Source organism: Rhizobium sp. NRK18 (assembly GCF_024385575.1).
GTDB lineage: Bacteria > Pseudomonadota > Alphaproteobacteria > Rhizobiales > Rhizobiaceae > JANFMV01.
The window spans coordinates 1,517,317-1,532,691 of the sequence record NZ_JANFMV010000001.1 but is presented as its reverse complement, the minus strand read 5'-3'; the positions used below and the strand labels follow the sequence as shown (position 1 = coordinate 1,532,691).

The 15,375-nt window shown below is 61.7% G+C and carries 16 protein-coding genes; 11 read left to right on the top strand and 5 right to left on the bottom strand.

Annotated features, from left to right (window positions below; translation table 11 throughout):
* Nucleotides 1–13: 13 nt before the first annotated feature.
* Nucleotides 14–910, top strand: a complete 897-nt coding sequence (locus NN662_RS07060) for a LysR family transcriptional regulator (RefSeq protein ID WP_261929588.1) — start codon at nt 14–16, stop codon at nt 908–910.
* 64 nt (nt 911–974) lie between these two features.
* Here NN662_RS07060 and NN662_RS07055 read toward each other — a convergent pair whose 3' ends face one another.
* Nucleotides 975–2,177 carry a pyridoxal phosphate-dependent aminotransferase gene (locus tag NN662_RS07055; RefSeq protein WP_261929587.1) on the bottom strand — a complete coding sequence of 401 codons (1,203 nt, stop codon included), beginning with the start codon at nt 2,175–2,177 and terminating at the stop codon, nt 975–977.
* Nucleotides 2,178–2,572: 395 nt separating this feature from the next.
* Between NN662_RS07055 and NN662_RS07050 the strand changes: the two genes are divergently transcribed.
* The 6 genes from NN662_RS07050 (at nt 2,573) to NN662_RS07025 (ending at nt 9,075) form a co-directional block, all read left to right on the top strand.
* Complete coding sequence (locus tag NN662_RS07050; RefSeq protein ID WP_261929586.1) at nt 2,573–4,951, top strand: marine proteobacterial sortase target protein; 2,379 nt, start codon at nt 2,573–2,575, stop codon at nt 4,949–4,951.
* Nucleotides 4,952–4,988: 37 nt separating this feature from the next.
* Nucleotides 4,989–5,594, top strand: a complete 606-nt coding sequence (locus NN662_RS07045) for a class GN sortase (protein WP_261931890.1) — start codon at nt 4,989–4,991, stop codon at nt 5,592–5,594.
* Nucleotides 5,595–5,655: 61 nt separating this feature from the next.
* Nucleotides 5,656–6,810: a PQQ-dependent sugar dehydrogenase gene (locus NN662_RS07040; RefSeq protein ID WP_410010911.1), complete on the top strand. Its 1,155-nt coding sequence runs from the start codon at nt 5,656–5,658 to the stop codon at nt 6,808–6,810.
* 166 nt (nt 6,811–6,976) lie between these two features.
* Nucleotides 6,977–7,867, top strand: a complete 891-nt coding sequence (locus NN662_RS07035) for a DMT family transporter (protein ID WP_261929585.1) — start codon at nt 6,977–6,979, stop codon at nt 7,865–7,867.
* A 420-nt stretch (nt 7,868–8,287) separates the two neighbouring features.
* Entirely contained in the window at nt 8,288–8,503 is a 216-nt protein-coding gene (locus NN662_RS07030) for a cold-shock protein (protein WP_261929584.1), read from the top strand.
* 137 nt (nt 8,504–8,640) lie between these two features.
* On the top strand, nt 8,641–9,075 hold the full coding sequence (locus NN662_RS07025) for a BA14K family protein (RefSeq protein ID WP_261929583.1): 435 nt from the start codon (nt 8,641–8,643) through the stop codon (nt 9,073–9,075).
* A 73-nt stretch (nt 9,076–9,148) separates the two neighbouring features.
* Here NN662_RS07025 and NN662_RS07020 read toward each other — a convergent pair whose 3' ends face one another.
* Nucleotides 9,149–9,790: an MBL fold metallo-hydrolase gene (locus NN662_RS07020; RefSeq protein ID WP_261931888.1), complete on the bottom strand. Its 642-nt coding sequence runs from the start codon at nt 9,788–9,790 to the stop codon at nt 9,149–9,151.
* 177 nt (nt 9,791–9,967) lie between these two features.
* Here NN662_RS07020 and NN662_RS07015 point away from each other — a divergent pair, with 177 nt between their 5' ends.
* From NN662_RS07015 to NN662_RS07005, 3 genes are read left to right on the top strand one after another with little or no spacing between them, the layout of a single operon-like run.
* A complete protein-coding gene (locus NN662_RS07015; RefSeq protein ID WP_410010910.1) occupies nt 9,968–10,444 on the top strand; it encodes a MarR family winged helix-turn-helix transcriptional regulator in 477 nt (158 codons plus the stop codon).
* A 54-nt stretch (nt 10,445–10,498) separates the two neighbouring features.
* On the top strand, nt 10,499–11,179 hold the full coding sequence (locus NN662_RS07010) for a response regulator (protein WP_410010965.1): 681 nt from the start codon (nt 10,499–10,501) through the stop codon (nt 11,177–11,179).
* Nucleotides 11,180–11,209: 30 nt separating this feature from the next.
* Complete coding sequence (locus NN662_RS07005; RefSeq protein ID WP_261929581.1) at nt 11,210–12,586, top strand: ATP-binding protein; 1,377 nt, start codon at nt 11,210–11,212, stop codon at nt 12,584–12,586.
* Nucleotides 12,587–12,598: 12 nt separating this feature from the next.
* Here NN662_RS07005 and NN662_RS07000 read toward each other — a convergent pair whose 3' ends face one another.
* From NN662_RS07000 to NN662_RS06990, 3 genes are all read right to left on the bottom strand, one after another.
* The gene (locus NN662_RS07000) at nt 12,599–12,940 is read right to left on the bottom strand and encodes a tRNA-binding protein (protein WP_261929580.1); all 342 of its coding nucleotides are present in this window, start codon (nt 12,938–12,940) and stop codon (nt 12,599–12,601) included.
* Nucleotides 12,941–13,088: 148 nt separating this feature from the next.
* Nucleotides 13,089–13,589 carry a YbjN domain-containing protein gene (locus NN662_RS06995; protein ID WP_261929579.1) on the bottom strand — a complete coding sequence of 167 codons (501 nt, stop codon included), beginning with the start codon at nt 13,587–13,589 and terminating at the stop codon, nt 13,089–13,091.
* Nucleotides 13,590–14,040: 451 nt separating this feature from the next.
* Nucleotides 14,041–14,301, bottom strand: coding sequence for an accessory factor UbiK family protein (locus NN662_RS06990; RefSeq protein WP_261929578.1), 261 nt, complete (start codon nt 14,299–14,301; stop codon nt 14,041–14,043).
* 219 nt (nt 14,302–14,520) lie between these two features.
* Here NN662_RS06990 and lgt point away from each other — a divergent pair, with 219 nt between their 5' ends.
* Nucleotides 14,521–15,369 (top strand): prolipoprotein diacylglyceryl transferase, encoded by an 849-nt coding sequence (gene lgt, locus NN662_RS06985; RefSeq protein ID WP_261929577.1) that lies wholly within the window; start codon nt 14,521–14,523, stop codon nt 15,367–15,369.
* The last annotated feature ends 6 nt before the right edge of the window (nt 15,370–15,375 follow it).

Sequence of the window (15,375 nt, the reverse complement as noted above, 5' to 3'; positions counted from 1 at the left end):
TATACGTTTTTGTATGGCAACACATGATGTCGACTGGGATCTCTATCGGACGTTTCTTGCCGTGTTGCAGACCGGCTCGCTCTCGGCTGCGGCGCGGCAACTGAACCTCAGCCAGCCCACCGTAGGCCGGCATGTCGAGGCGCTGGAACAGGCCGCCGGCTTTCCGCTCTTCACCCGCTCGCAAAGCGGCCTGCAGCCGACGGAAGCGGCGCTGACCCTCAAGCCCTACGCCGAAAGCATGGCAGCCACCGCCGCCGCGCTGGCGCGCGCCACCTCCGCCTCGCCCGGCGCCGTCGAAGGCACGGTCAGGATCAGCGCCAGCGAGATCGTCGCCGTCGAGGTGCTGCCGCCGATCCTTGCAAAGCTAGGCGAGACCCATCCAAAGCTCGAGATCGAGTTGTCGGCCTCTGACGCCGTGGAGGACCTGCTGCACCGGCAGGCCGACATCGCCCTCAGAATGACGGAACCGGTCCAGACAGCCCTCGTCGTCCGCCATCTCGGCGACATTCCGATCGGCTTCTTCGCCCATCGCGACTATCTTGTAAGACGCGGTACGCCGCAAAGCCTAGCCGATCTCGCCAAGCATGATGTCATCGGCTACGACAGGAACCTTGCCTATGTCCGCGATGTCATGCGCAATTTCCCGGGCGTCGCCCTGCCCCGGTTTCATTTCCGCGCCGACAGCAACACCGCGCAACTGGCCATGCTGAGAGCCGGTTGCGGCATAGGGCTGTGTCAGAGGCAATTGGGCCTGAGGGACCCCAATCTCGTGGAGATTCTGGAAGGCACCCTGCCGATCCGCCTGCCCGTCTGGGCCGCCATGCACGAGAACCTCAGGAATACGCCGCGTTGCCGTGCCGCGTTCGACGCCCTTGTCGAAGGCATGCTGCAATACGTCCGCAGCCTGTAGCGCAAACAAAAGGCCCGCTGGACGCATATCCGGCGGGCCTTCAAATTTCGATTTTGTCAGGCGCTTACTTGCAGGCGGCGCAGAAGCGCTGGATGCGCTGGCAGGCGTCTTCAAGCTGCTCTTCCGAGGTCGCATAGGAAATGCGGAAGTTCGGGCCCATGCCGAACGCCGTGCCATGCACGACGGCGACGCCTTCCGACTGCAGAAGTTCCATGACGAAGTCCTCGTCCGTCTCGATGACCTTGCCCGACGGCGCGGTCTTGCCGATCAGGCCGGCGCAGGACGGGTAGACGTAGAAGGCGCCTTCCGGAACCGGGCAGGAAATGCCGGTCGCCTGGTTCAGCATCGACACGACCAGATCACGGCGGCCCTGGAAGATCTTCTTGTTCTTCTCGATGAAGTCCTGCGGACCGTTCAGCGCCTCGACGGCCGCCCACTGGGCGATCGTATTGGTGCCCGACGTCTGCTGGCCCTGGATCATGTCCATGGCCTTGATGAGCTCCAGCGGGCCGGCGGCATAGCCGATACGCCAGCCGGTCATCGCATAGGCCTTGGACACACCGTTCATGGTCAGAGTGCGCTCATAGAGCTTCGGCTCGACCTGAGCCGGCGTGGCGAACTTGAAGTCGTCGAAGGTCAGGTGCTCGTACATGTCGTCGGTCAGCACCCAGACATGCGGATGCTTGACCAGCACGTCCGTCAGCTTCTTCAGCTCGTCATGCGTGTAGGCCGCACCCGACGGGTTGGACGGCGAGTTGAAGATCAGCCACTTGGTCTTCGGCGTGATCGCCTTTTCAAGGTCTTCCGGCTGCAGCTTGAAGCCGTTCTCGATGGTCGCGTTCACGAAAACCGAGGTGCCGCCGCAGATCGCCACCATTTCCGGGTATGACACCCAGTAAGGGGCCGGAATGATCACTTCATCGCCCGGGTTAAGGGTTGCCATCAGCGCGTTGAAAAGAATCTGCTTTCCGCCGGTGCCGACGATGACTTGTGCAGCCGTGTAGTCGAGACCGTTTTCGCGCTTGTACTTCTTGGCGATCGCTTCGCGCAGTTCCGGAATACCGGAAACCGGCGAATACTTCGTCTCGCCGCGGTTCATCGCCTCGATGGCGGCTTTCTTGATGTTGTCCGGCGTATCGAAATCGGGCTCACCGGCCGAAAGGCTGATGACGTTCATGCCCTTGGCTTTCAGCTCGCGGGCTTTCTGGGCCATGGCAATGGTGGCGGAGGGCTTTACGCGGGCAAGTGCATCAGCAAGAAAGGCCATAATGATTGGGTCCTGATGTGGTTTTCAGACGATCGGCGGAAAACCTGCGGGAAATCCCGAATTTCCGCCCCACGCTCTATGTCGAATGTGACCGCCGGTTTCAAGCCAAACCGTGTCTCGGTGACATATTTTCTGACGTTTCGTCGCGAATTGCAGCGAGGTGAGCCTCGTGTGCCGCAGCAGCACTCCCCCGCCCGGCAGGCGGCGTCACGAATCTTTCCATGTTGAAGACCACACCGCGCCGCAATTTGGTCCATCTCGAGCCATCTTCTGGTGGCCTTGTTCTGTTGAATGATCGCTATCCGTGTTCCCGCATTCAAAGGACGAGACGGGCCGGGCGATAAGGGTTAATATAGGGGTCAAGGACGGGGCGAAGGTCCCGAGGGGGAAATATCATGTCATTCGAGCGCGAGGATCACGAGCTGCGCGAGCAGCAAAGAACAACAGCCGCGGCGTTTCGCCTGGCTTTCTTTGCGCTCGCCGCCTGCATGGTCATGCTGACCGGCCTCGTGTCGGGGCTGAAGGCGCAGGATACCGCTGCCAAGCCTCCCGCACCGCAGAAGATCGCACTGGTGCGGCCCTCCGACATGATGAGCGGTGCCCTGCTCTTTCCGGCGCGCGATCCCGGTTTCTATGTCGAGGCGCCGAAGCTTGCCACCGACGTGAAGATCGACGTCTCCGGACCGATCGCCCGCGTCAAGGTCACACAGCAGTTCGTCAATCCCTCCAAGGGATGGGTCGAAGGCACCTACGTCTTCCCGCTGCCCGAAAACGCCGCGGTAGACACGCTGAAGATGAAAATCGGCGATCGCTACATCGAAGGCGAGATCAAGCCGCGCCAGGAGGCGCGCGAGATTTACGAACAAGCCAAGAAGGAAGGCAAGAAGGCCGCTCTTCTGGAACAGCAGCGCCCCAACCTCTTCACCAACCAGGTCGCCAATATCGGCCCCGGCGAAATGGTGGCCGTACAAATCGAGTACCAGCAGGAGGTCCACCAGTCGAACGGCGAGTTCTCCCTGCGCTTCCCGATGGTCGTGGCACCCCGCTACAATCCGCAGCCGCTGGTCCAGACGGTCGACTTCGACAACAGCGGCTCGGGCTATGCGACGGGCAGCGATCCGGTTCCGGACCGTGAGAAGATCACCGCCCCCGTCCTCGATCCGCGCGAAAACGCCAAGATCAATCCGGTGACCCTCACCGTCCACCTTGATGCCGGTTTCCCGCTCGGCGAGGTCAAGACGCCGTTCCACGAGATGGACACGGTCAAAGACGAGAACGGCAGCGAGACGCTGGCCCTGAAGAACGGCAGCGTACCGGCCGACCGGGACTTCGAGATCGACTGGCGCGCCGCCGCCGGCAAGGCCCCGAATGCAGGTCTTTTCAAGGAGAGCGTCGACGGCAAGACCTATGTCATGGCCTTCGTCACGCCGCCTGCCGATCCGGCAGCAGAAAAGGCCGTCGACAAGCGCGAGGTCGTCTTCATCCTCGACAATTCCGGCTCCATGTCCGGCCCGTCGATCGAACAGGCGCAGGCGAGCCTGGCACTGGCAATCAGCCGCCTGAAGGCCAGCGACCGGTTCAACGTCATCCGCTTCGACGACACGATGACGGACTTCTTCGGCGGCCTCGTGCCCGCCTCCCCCGACAACCGTGAAAAGGCGATCGCCTATGTCCGCAGCCTGACGGCCGACGGCGGCACAGAAATGCTGCAGGCCCTGCATGCGGCGCTCACGACCCAGGGCAAGCACGAGGACGGCGCGCTGAGGCAGGTCGTGTTCCTGACCGACGGCGCGATCGGCAATGAGGCGGAACTCTTCGACGAAATTGCCCGCAACCGTGGCGATGCACGCGTATTCACCGTCGGCATCGGTTCGGCCCCGAACTCCTTTTTCATGACCAAGGCCGCCGAACTCGGCCGCGGCACCTACACCCATATCGGCTCGGAGGATCAGGTCGCCGAACGCATGGGCGAACTCTTCCAGAAGCTCGAACATCCGGCGATGACCGACATCTCCGCCAAGTTCGAGGGCGTTGGTGCGCAGGAAATCACCCCCGATCCGATGCCCGACCTTTATGCCGGAGAGCCTGTCGTGCTGACGGCGGAACTGCAGGAAGCGGACCCCTCCGGCACATTGCTGATCGCCGGCAAGACCGGCGATCAGCCCTGGCGCGTCGACATGGACATCGCCAAGGCGGCCAAGGGCAGCGGCATTGCCAAGCTCTGGGCCAAGCGCAAGATCGAGGACCTGGAATCCAACGCCTTCCGCATTGGCGACCAGAAGGCGCTCGACAAGCAGATCGAGGATGTGGCCATGGCCCACCACCTCGTCTCGCGCGTCACAAGCCTCGTTGCCGTCAACGTGACGGCGAGCCGCCCGAGCGGCGAGTGGCTGGCGGAAACCAGGCTGCCGCTGAACCTGCCGGCCGGCTGGGATTACGACAAGGTCTTCGGCTCCGACCGCCCACAGGACAACACCGTCCCCGGCCAGCAACCCGACAAGGCCGAAATCGATGCGCCGGCTGCAAAGCGCGTCCAGCTAGCCTCCATGACGGCAAACCAGATGCTCGCCGCCCCCAGCGCCGAAAGCGCCGCCCTGATCGCCTCCAACCAGACGGCAAGCGTCGATCTTCCGCAGACGGCAACGCTTGCCGATCGCAACATACTGCTCGGCCTGCTGATGGTCGCCTTCGCCGTGATGGCCGGCATTTGCCTCACCATCTGGCGCCGGGGCTTCAAGCACCTCGCCTCCTTGGGAGGAACGCGCCTTGACTGACCAGCCCAGATGGTACCACCTCGACTTCATACGCCGTATGTCGACGGCCGAGCGGTTGCTGGCCGGCGCCATTGCGGTGGTCGGCGTGACGGGCCTGATGCTGATCGGCGACGGCCTGTACATGAAGGCGAAGGCCGCCCTCTCCCAGGTTCTGCTGCAGCGTAGCTTCGCCGAGCGTCTGGCCGGAGATGCCAACAGCAAACCTTGGCCTTGGGCCGATTTCGTCACCGAAGCGGAAATCCGGGTGCCGCGGCTCCACCGTTCGGCGATCGTGCTGAAAGGCGCGTCCGGCCAGGCGCTCGCCTTCGGCCCGGCATGGCTGACCACCACCCCGCCGCCCGGTGAAAACGGCACAACGGTCTTCGCCGCCCATCGCGACACGCATTTTCGCTGGCTGAAGGACGTCCGTCCCGGCGACATCATCGAGGTCACGACGGCAAACGGCAACGTCCTGCGCTACCGGGCGGGCGTCGGCCGGATTGCGCGTTGGAATGACAGCGGCATAGACGCCGCGGCCAGCGGCCAGCACCTGGCGCTGACCACCTGCTGGCCTTTCGACGCGGTCGAACGCGGCCCGCTGCGCTACATTCTCGATGCAGAACGAATGACCGAAGGCACGGGAAACATCGTCGCGGCGCGTTGAAACCTGAAAGAGAATCCCCCACATTCGCCTGAAGATTGAAATCTAGCGTCAGGATGTCCGCATGGCCCGGCGGAAATACACAAGTCTCGCTTTTGCGGCTGCCGCCGCGATGATGACCACCGCCTTTTGTGCATCTGCGCAGGACGACGTCGCCGAGACGCAATCGGCCATTCTCGAGGTCACGAAGATCGCCGACGGCCTGGCCTCACCCTGGTCTGTAGAGATCCTGCCCGACGGCGCCTACATCATCAGCGAAAAGGCCGGCACCATGCGCATCGTGCGCGACGGCAAGGTTTCCAAGTCGATCGCCGGCGTCCCGGCGGTCTATGACGCCGGTCAGGCCGGCCTCCTGGACATCGCGCTCGATGCCGACTTCGCACAGAACCGCCGCCTCTATTTCACCGCCGTCGTCACCGACGAAGCCGGCCATGGCACGGCCGTCTACAGCGCCACGCTCGCGCGTGACGAAAGCCGGCTCGACGACGTGCAACAGATTTTCCTCATGCATCCGGCCTGCACCACCGACATCCAGTTCGGCAGCCGCATCGCCCAGGCGCCGGACGGCAGCCTGTTCTTCGGCATCGGCGATTGCGGCGAGCGCGACCGCGCGCAGGATCCCATGGACGATGCCGGCAAGATCCTGCACATCAACGCCGACGGCACCATTCCCGCCGACAATCCCTTTGCCGGCGGCGCGAAGGGCAGACCGGAAATCTGGTCGCTCGGTCACCGCAACCCGCAGGGCACCGTCATCGATCCGAAGGACGACCGGCTCTTTACCGTGGAACACGGCGCACGCGGCGGCGACGAGATTAACATGCCGGAAGCCGGCAAGAATTACGGCTGGCCGGTGATCACCTACGGCAAGGACTATTCCGGCGCCGATATCGGAATCGGCACGGAAGCCGAAGGCTACGAACAGCCGCTCTACTATTGGGATCCCTCCATCGCGCCCGGGGCGATCGCCGTCTATCACGGCCCGATGTTCCCGGAATGGGAGGGCGACTTCCTCGTCGCGGCGCTCAAATACCAGCTGATCGCAAGACTGGAACGCGAGGACAGTGGCACCATCCTGTCGGAGGAGCGCATGCTGCAGGGCGACTACGGCCGCATCCGTGACGTGAAGGTCGCGCCGGACGGCTCGATCATCTTCATCACCGACGACGAAAACGGCGCCCTGATGCGCATCACCCGTTCCAATACCGCCGAGCAGTAAAGTTTGACCCCATCGACGATTTTGCATCCGGCGGCAGGCCCGGTTCTTGCCGCGGCTGTGGCCAACTGATATCGCTCGGCCTCTTCCTGTTCGACAACGGAATGACATTCGGAGCCGTCCCCCCTGTATCCGGAACGGACCGCTATTTGTTTCTTGGAGGTCGCAAATGTCCCGTATTCAGGCCAACATCGTCCTGTTGATTGCCGCCGCCGTCTGGGGTGGAGGCTTCGTCGCCCAGGCAACGGCCATGGAGACGCTGGGCGCCATGTGGTTCATCGGCCTCCGGTTCGCGATCGCGGCGCTCGCCACGGTCCCTTTCGTCATCCGCGAAGCCCGCAAGGCCGAGGCGCCGGCCGGACCAAAGGCAATCCGGGCCTTCATCCTGATCGGTCTCGCCCTGTTCGGCGGCGCGGCAACGCAGCAGTTCGGCCTTCTGACGACGTCGGTGACCAATTCCGGCTTCCTGACCGGGCTCTACGTCATCATCGTCCCCATTCTCTTCGTCGTCTTCCTGCGCCGCAAGCCGCACTGGATCATCTGGCCGGCGGCCGTGATGGCGGTGTCCGGCATTTATCTCTTGAGCGGTGGCGATCTCGGCGCGCTGAACAGCGGCGACGTTCTCACCATCATCTGCGGTGTCTTCTGGGCCATTCAGGTCACGCTGATCGGCTTCTTCCTCGAACGGCACGGGCGGCCGCTGCTGCTGTCCTGCATCCAGTTCACCGTCTGCGCCGTGCTCGGCCTTGCGATCGCCTATGTCACCGAACCGATAGATATCAAGGGCCTGACGGAAGCCCTGCCCGAGGTCATCTATTCCGGCTTGTTCTCGTCGGGTCTCGCCTTCGTCCTTCAGGTCATCGGCCAGCGCTACACGACCGCTCCGCAGGCGGCGATATTCCTGTCCTCGGAATCCCTGTTTGCGGCCGCCGCCGGCGCGATATTCCTCGGTGAAAAGCTGACCACGACAGGCTATTTCGGCTGCGCGATCATCTTCACGGCGATGCTGATCGTAGAAATTGTGCCGGAGCTCACGCGGCGGCGAAGCGCGCCTGCCTGAATCGCGATTGGCAAGTTAACCCGGCGGCGGTCGTACCGTTTCGACACAAAGGAGCGACTATTTTCGGCTCCGTTGCTTCAAACCCCTGTAATCCAAGGGTTTCAACTGCGTCATTTAAGAAAAGTTTCACTTGCCAAAGGCGGATAAACACGACAATCTGTCGCGGTTCGGGCATTTTGCGAACACGGGAAGACCTATAATCACGCGCACCGGAAACGCAAAATCTCCGGGCGGCTGAAAGACGAAACGCTTTGATGATGTCGATGATGTCAACGCCAGTCACTGACCGCGGTAAAAACACAGGCCCTTTCCACTCCGTAATCAAGAACTGCCTGCCCGCGCCCCTTTGAAGAAAGGGGTCAAATGCAATGATGCAATGCCGCCTATTTCTGGACTGGCGGAGAGAAAAGGACCTGACGCATGGCCGAGACTGGCACCGTAAAATTCTTCAATACTGAAAAAGGCTTCGGCTTCATCAAGCCGGACAAGGGTGGCGCCGACATCTTTGTTCACATTTCCGCTGTCCAGGCTTCCGGCCTGACAGGACTTACCGAAAACCAGAAGGTCAGCTTCGAAACCGAGCCGGACCGCCGCGGGAAAGGCCCGAAGGCCGTAAACCTGCAGATCGAGGCTTGATCAGCCGATCGGTTTGAACGCTTCAGAACCCGGCACTCACCTGCCGGGTTTTTCGTTCAGGTTACATTCAGCTTCAAATCGCTAGTCTTCAATCATCGGCGGTACCGATTGGTCCGCACATGAAGAGGAAGCTGAAAATGAACAAGCTTGCAAAAATCACAATCATCAGCGCGACAGCGATCGCTGCGACCCTTTCCTCATTTGCGCCGTCCTATGCCGACGATTACTGGCGCCATCGCCATCATCGTCACCACGACGATGGCGGCCGGGCCGTTGCCGCCGGCGTCGCCGGACTTGCAGCAGGAGTGATCCTGTCGAACGCATTGAACCAGCCGCGCTACGTCAACCGGGACTACCTGGAAGGCCCTGTCGTCGCACCGCCGCCGCCGGCCTATGATCCCGACTACTATCCGGTTTCGCCCCGCCGCTACAGCGCCCCGGAGGCCGATCTCGAGCCCTGGACGTCCGCCTGGTATGAGTACTGCTCCGACCGCTACCGGTCGTTCAACGCCCGCACCGGCACCTATATCGGCTATGACGGCCGCAGCCATTTCTGCGAAGCCGGCGGCTGATCAGGTCGGACCACCATCGGAATTATCGGAAATGCGCCCTCCCGGGCGCATTTTTGTTTGTAGCCGGCAGAGGTCAGATGCCCTTCAGAAACGGGTTGGTCCGCCGCTCGTCGCCGATGCGGCCACCAGGCCCGTGACCGCAGATGAAGCCGACGTCATCGCCGAGCGGCAGCACCTTGTCGCGGATCGAATCGAGAAGCTGCTGGTGGTTTCCGCCCGGCAGATCGGTTCGACCGATCGAGCCGGAAAACAGCACATCGCCGAGATGGGCGAAATTCTGCTCCCGGTTGAAGAAGATCACATGACCCGGTGCGTGGCCGGGGCAATGGAAGACTTCGAAGGAATGGTCGCCGAACGACACCGTGTCGCCATCGTCGAGCCAGCGGTCCGGCGTGACGTTCCTGACTGCCATCGGTACGTTGAACATCTTCGCCTGGTCTTCCAGCCGGCTGAGCAGCGGCAGGTCGTCCTTGTGCGGACCGATAATCTTGATGCCGAGGGCCTCCTTCAGTTCTTCGGCACCGCCGGCATGGTCGATATGGCCGTGGGTCAGCCAGATCGCCTCCAGCGTGATGCCGTTTTCCTGCACGGTCTGCAGGATCACCTCGACATCACCGCCCGGATCGACGACAACGCCATGCTTGGTCTCCATGTCGAAAAGGATGGTGCAATTCTGCTGAAACGGTGTAACGGGGATGATGCCTGCCTGAAGCATGCCCATGGAATATCCTTCCAGATCTGTCGGCATTGACGGGAACGGCGCGGCCGCGTTGAGCCCGAGGCTGTAACAGGCTTTAAAAAAATGTGTCAAGAACGCGGACTTGGCACCGGCAATCCGATGGTGAATAGGCTATATTCGCGACCGCACGGCAAAAAGAAAAAGGAAAATCAGGTGCCAGCAGCACTGACCAAGAAGACATCCGCCGATGAGATCACACCCGCGCCATCCGCGGATGGCGGCGGCATCGACTTCGAGATCATCGAACTTCTGTTTTTCGCCTATCGCGACTTCACGTCGGATCCTGACGCCATCCTCGAGCAGAAGGGTTTCGGCCGGGCGCATCACCGCGTCATCCACTTCGTCAACCGCAATCCCGGCATGACGGTCGCCGATCTCCTGGATACGCTGAAGATCACCAAGCAGAGCCTGGCGCGCGTTCTCAAGCAGTTGCTTGACGGCGGCTATGTCCGCCAGTTGAACGGTCCCGAGGACCGCCGCCAGCGGCGTCTCTACACGACGCTTGCAGGCAAAGAACTCGCCATCGCGCTCGCCGCGCCGCAATCTGCCCGGATCGCCAGGGCGCTGGATGCCCTGCCCGCCGACAGCCGCAAGCATGTGGTCGGCTTCCTGAAGGGCCTTCGGGATTGAGGCAGTTCGGCGAGAGGAGCCGGTGAATTGAATGCGAAAGTGAAAACCGACATCATGGACGACGCCCCTCACCTTCTGATTGTTGACGACGACACGCGCATCCGCGACCTGCTCAGCCGTTATCTCGGAGAAAACGGCTTCCGGGTCACCGTGGCCGGCAGCGCCGCCGAGGCCCGCCGCAAGCTGGAAGGTCTCGAATTCGACCTCATCATCATGGACATCATGATGCCGGGCGAGACGGGACTGAAACTGACCGAATCCCTTAAGGACCGCGGCCAGGTTCCGATCCTGATGCTCACCGCGCTTGCCGAAGCGGAGGCGCGCGTCGCCGGACTGCAGGCCGGTGCCGACGACTATCTGCCCAAACCCTTCGACCCGCGCGAACTGGTCCTGCGCATCCGCAACATCCTCAAGCGCAACATGCCGTCCGGCGCCCCCAAGATCGAACAGGTGATCTTCGGTCCCTACACGTTCTCGCTCGTTCGCCGCGAACTGAAGAAAGGCGGCGAGACGATACGGCTGACCGATCGCGAGCAGGACATCATGGTGATCTTCGCCAGCCGCGCCGGCGAAACGGTACCCCGCCACGAGCTGATCGGCGAAGACGTCTCGGTCGGCGAACGGACGATCGACGTCCAGATCAACCGGCTCCGGCGCAAGATCGAGGACGATCCCGCCAATCCCACATGGCTGCAGACGGTGCGCGGCATCGGCTATAGACTGACCATCGACTAGGCCTCCGACAGGATCACCGCGCAACAGATCATGGCAAATTTCGATTTCCTCAGAAGCGAATTCGGCAGTCGCCATACCGGCTTGAAAGCCATCAGTATCTGGCTGCGCCGAAGGCTGCCGACGGGGCTTTACGGGCGCTCACTGCTGATCATCATCCTGCCGATGGTGCTCCTTCAGACCGTGGTGGCTGCGGTCTTCTTCGAGCGCCACTGGCAACTCGTGACCTCCCGGCTTTCGGATGCCGTCACCGGCGACATCGCAGCGGTCGTCGAGTTGCTGGAAGACATGCCGCCGGGCAGCAATTACGCACGGCTCATCAGCATTGCCAGAACCGATCTCAACCTCACCATTTCCATTGAAGAAGGTGGCAAACTGCCGCCGGTTCAGCACAAGCCGTTCTTTTCGCTGCTGGACGAAGTGCTGAGCCAGAACATCAGCGAAAAGATCCGCAAGCCATTCTGGGTCGACACCTTCAGCGACCCGAAGCGGGTCGACATTCGCATCAAGCTCGGCGACCGGGTCCTGAAGGTCAGTGTCGACCGCTACCGAACCTACGCGTCCAACAGCCACATCTTCCTGGTCTGGATGGTTTCCACCTCACTGGTGCTGATCACCATCGCCATTCTGTTCCTGCGCGGTCAGATCCGCCCGATCCTGACATTGGCGAAGGCCGCCGAAAGCTTCGGCAAGGGCCAGAAGATCCCCGGCTACGTTCCGCGCGGTGCCGACGAGATCCGCCGCGCCGGCCTTGCCTTCCTGCTGATGCGCGAGCGTATCGAACGGCAGCTGGAGCAGCGCACCGCCATGCTCTCAGGCGTCAGCCATGACCTTCGCACCATCCTCACCCGCTTCAAGCTGCAACTGGCGCTGGCCGGCGATCATCCTGATCTCAAGCCCTTGCATCAGGACATCGAGGACATGCAAACCATGCTCGAGGGCTATCTCGATTTTGCCCGCGGCGAAGTCGCCGAGGATGCCGCGGAAGTGGATCTGGACGAGATGTTCTCGCGCCTGCAATACGAGGCGGAACTGCATGGCCGCAGCCTGGACTATGAAATCGAAGGCGGCGGCAGGATTGTCGTCAAGCCGAACGCCTTCAGCCGGCTCGTATCCAATCTCGCAGGCAATGCGCGCCGCTACGCCAACCACCTGACGATCAAGGCGGTACACAGCGAGAAATGGCTGACGGTCACCTTCGATGACGATGGCCCGGGCATTCCGGCGGAAACGCGCGAAGATGTGTTCAAGCCATTCTTCCGCATGGACGAGGCCCGCAATCTCGACGCATCCGGCACGGGCCTCGGCCTGACCATCGCCCGCGACATCGCCCGCGCCCACGGCGGAAATGTCACGCTTGGCGACAGCCCGCTCGGCGGCCTGCGCGCCGTCATCAAGATTCCGCTGTAGGGCGGTTGCCGCTCACATCAGCTTTTCGCCGTTCGGCACCGGCTTGTCGGAGGCTGCGAGCACGATCGCGCCCTTGTCGTCCGCAAAGCCCAGTGTGAGGACTTCCGACATGAAGGGACCGATCTGGCGCGGCGGAAAATTGACCACACCGAGCACCTGCCGACCGACAAGGTCTTCCGGCTTGTAGTGCACCGTGATCTGGGCGGACGAACGCTTCACGCCGATCTCCGGTCCGAAATCGATCTTCAGCTTGATGGCCGGCTTGCGGGCTTCGGGAAAATCCGATGCCTCCAGCACGGTGCCGACCCGAATGTCGACGCGCTCGAAATCCGCATATGAAATCTGTTCGCTCATCAAAATCGCTCCTTCATCGAAAGGACCGTCATAGCAACGGAGACGGCGAACGGCAAAGCCCGCCCGAAACGAAAACGGAGCCGCTGTCCCCCGACCGCGGCCCCGCATGCATGTGCCGGCCTTTTGAGGCCGGAAAAACTTGCCCTGCTCAGGCTTCGCCGACGGTCTCGAACAGCACCGCTGCCATGGCGCTCGCCGCATCCATGCCGGACCAGACGACGAACTGGAAGGCCTGGAAATAGGCTTCGCAGGTCTCGAGCGCATTCGAAAGCAGAACCTCGACCTGCTGGTTGGTCGGCTCTGCTCCGCCAGACAGCAGAAGGGACTGCCGGAAGATCACGACGTCCTCATTGCGCCACAAGTCGAAGTGGCCCATCAGCACCTGGCCGTTGATGTGCGACAAAAGCCGGATGACCTCGTTGACCCGGCTCTCGGGGACCTTGATGTCGAAGGCGCTGGCAATATGCAGGGCTTCGAACTCTTCCATCCAGGAGAAGGACACGTGGTAGTCCGCCCAGCGACCCTCGACGGTCATGGCGATCTCGTCCTCTCCGGAACGCTCGAACGACCAGTCGTTGTTCGAGGCGACAAATTCGATCATGTCGACCGGATTTGAATGGCGTTCAATTTCAAAATCCACAAGGCTCATGCAGCACCTTCTTGACCGGAATGATTGTGGCTCTTCGGGTTTGCGGACAAACTGAAGGACGCTCATACAACTGACCGGAAACTTTCCCGCGATGATTGTCCGACGGAATCGAGCCTAGGCGGCAGAGCATGCCCGGAACTGACCAAGACCGTTTCGAATCATCATTTAAAATCAGCATATAATGGCGGAGTCAGTGGAACAGCCCCTTGCCCGGGCTTTTGCACCCAAACCCCCTATTCCCGCTTGGGACGAGGTTTCAAACCTGACTCATAAGGGATTCAGGCAATTGCGTTTTTTGGGGCTGTCCACAGGGCCGAAATAAAATCCTTGAAAAGGTTCGGGAATCGGGCGGCGGCGGCCGTGTCCTGTGGAATAGTGTTCCGGAAACGAAAAATGGCCGGGATTTTACCTCCGGCCATTCGACAAGTGCGTGAAGGTGAAGAGACCGGCCTTACTTGCCGGCAGCCTCAAGCCGCTTTTCAAGGGCGTCGATGCGGGCCGCCAACGCGTCGTTTTCCTCACGCGCCTTGACCGCCATCTCCTTCACCGCTTCGAACTCCTCGCGCTTGACGAGGTTCATGCTGTTTGCCCAACGCTCGGCCTGGGTATGAAACATCGTTTCGACCTCCTTGCCGAGGCCCTGCGCGGCGCCCGCCGCATCGGTCATCAGCTTGGCGAATTCATCCATGAAACGGTTCTGTCCGGTCGACATCTTCGTGCTCCTCTCGGCGTGCCGCGAAAGACCTCCCGCGTGCGGGGGCCATGGGATAATGCTCTTTCTATCAGGTAAGACGCCGTCATGAAGGTTGCAAGACAAATCAGGCAAACCGGCCATTCGCCAAGCTTCGGACATCTTTGACTGCGTAAAGATTCGCCTTGACCAGACAGACATTGAGCGGCATGTTCCGCGCAAACCGGACGGATCATCAATTTGCTGTTAATTGCCAACGCCTTAGCACTGATCAATTTCCCCAACATCGACCCGGTCGCCATCCGGCTCGGTCCGATCCCGATTCACTGGTACGGCCTCGCCTATGTGGCCGGCATCATGGGTGGCTGGTATTACGCGCGCCAGCTGGCGAAGAACAACCGGCTTTGGGCTGGTGACAAGGCCCCGCTGACGGCGGAGCAGCTCGACGATTTCATCCTGTGGGTGGCGCTCGGCATCGTGCTCGGCGGCCGTATCGGCTACATCCTTTTCTACGACCTGCCGTCGGTGCTGGCCAATCCGCTCAGGGCGCTGGAAATCTGGAACGGCGGCATGTCCTTCCACGGTGGCTTGACCGGCACGCTGATCGCCATGCTGCTGTTTGCCCGCAACAACGCCATTCCCGCCTGGAGCCTCTTCGACACCGTGTCGGCCGTCGTGCCGATCGGCCTTTTCTTCGGCCGTATCGCCAACTTCATCAATGGCGAACTCTGGGGCCGGCTGGCCAACGTGCCGTGGGCAATCATCTTCCCGACCGGCGGGCCCTTCCCGCGCCATCCGAGCCAGCTCTACGAGGCAGGGCTCGAAGGCATCGCTCTCTTCACCCTTCTGGCGATCGCCATCTTCGTGTTCGGCGCGCTGAAGAAGCCGGGGCTGGTCGCAGGCCTGTTCGTCACCTTCTACGCCATCTCCCGCATCACGGTCGAATTCTTCCGCGAGCCCGACGCCCAGCTTGGCTACCTTTACGGCGGCTGGCTGACCATGGGCATGTTGCTGTCACTGCCGATGGTGCTGGTCGGCATCTGGGCGATCGTCCGCGCCCTTCGCGCTGTGCGCACGAGCGAGGCCTGAGGAAAG

What these genes read in the sequence shown, in the direction of transcription:
- NN662_RS06990 (WP_261929578.1), bottom strand. Translation starts at nt 14,301, where the DNA reads ATGTCGACCGGACAGAACCGTTTCATGGATGAATTCGCCAAGCTGATG.
- NN662_RS07040 (WP_410010911.1), top strand. Translation starts at nt 5,656, where the DNA reads ATGGCCCGGCGGAAATACACAAGTCTCGCTTTTGCGGCTGCCGCCGCG.
- NN662_RS07060 (WP_261929588.1), top strand. Translation starts at nt 14, where the DNA reads ATGGCAACACATGATGTCGACTGGGATCTCTATCGGACGTTTCTTGCC.
- NN662_RS07035 (WP_261929585.1), top strand. Translation starts at nt 6,977, where the DNA reads ATGTCCCGTATTCAGGCCAACATCGTCCTGTTGATTGCCGCCGCCGTC.
- NN662_RS07005 (WP_261929581.1), top strand. Translation starts at nt 11,210, where the DNA reads ATGGCAAATTTCGATTTCCTCAGAAGCGAATTCGGCAGTCGCCATACC.
- NN662_RS07020 (WP_261931888.1), bottom strand. Translation starts at nt 9,790, where the DNA reads ATGCTTCAGGCAGGCATCATCCCCGTTACACCGTTTCAGCAGAATTGC.
- NN662_RS07025 (WP_261929583.1), top strand. Translation starts at nt 8,641, where the DNA reads ATGAACAAGCTTGCAAAAATCACAATCATCAGCGCGACAGCGATCGCT.
- NN662_RS07000 (WP_261929580.1), bottom strand. Translation starts at nt 12,940, where the DNA reads ATGAGCGAACAGATTTCATATGCGGATTTCGAGCGCGTCGACATTCGG.
- NN662_RS07010 (WP_410010965.1), top strand. Translation starts at nt 10,499, where the DNA reads ATGGACGACGCCCCTCACCTTCTGATTGTTGACGACGACACGCGCATC.
- NN662_RS07055 (WP_261929587.1), bottom strand. Translation starts at nt 2,177, where the DNA reads ATGGCCTTTCTTGCTGATGCACTTGCCCGCGTAAAGCCCTCCGCCACC.
- NN662_RS07050 (WP_261929586.1), top strand. Translation starts at nt 2,573, where the DNA reads ATGTCATTCGAGCGCGAGGATCACGAGCTGCGCGAGCAGCAAAGAACA.
- NN662_RS07030 (WP_261929584.1), top strand. Translation starts at nt 8,288, where the DNA reads ATGGCCGAGACTGGCACCGTAAAATTCTTCAATACTGAAAAAGGCTTC.
- NN662_RS06995 (WP_261929579.1), bottom strand. Translation starts at nt 13,589, where the DNA reads ATGAGCCTTGTGGATTTTGAAATTGAACGCCATTCAAATCCGGTCGAC.
- NN662_RS07045 (WP_261931890.1), top strand. Translation starts at nt 4,989, where the DNA reads ATGTCGACGGCCGAGCGGTTGCTGGCCGGCGCCATTGCGGTGGTCGGC.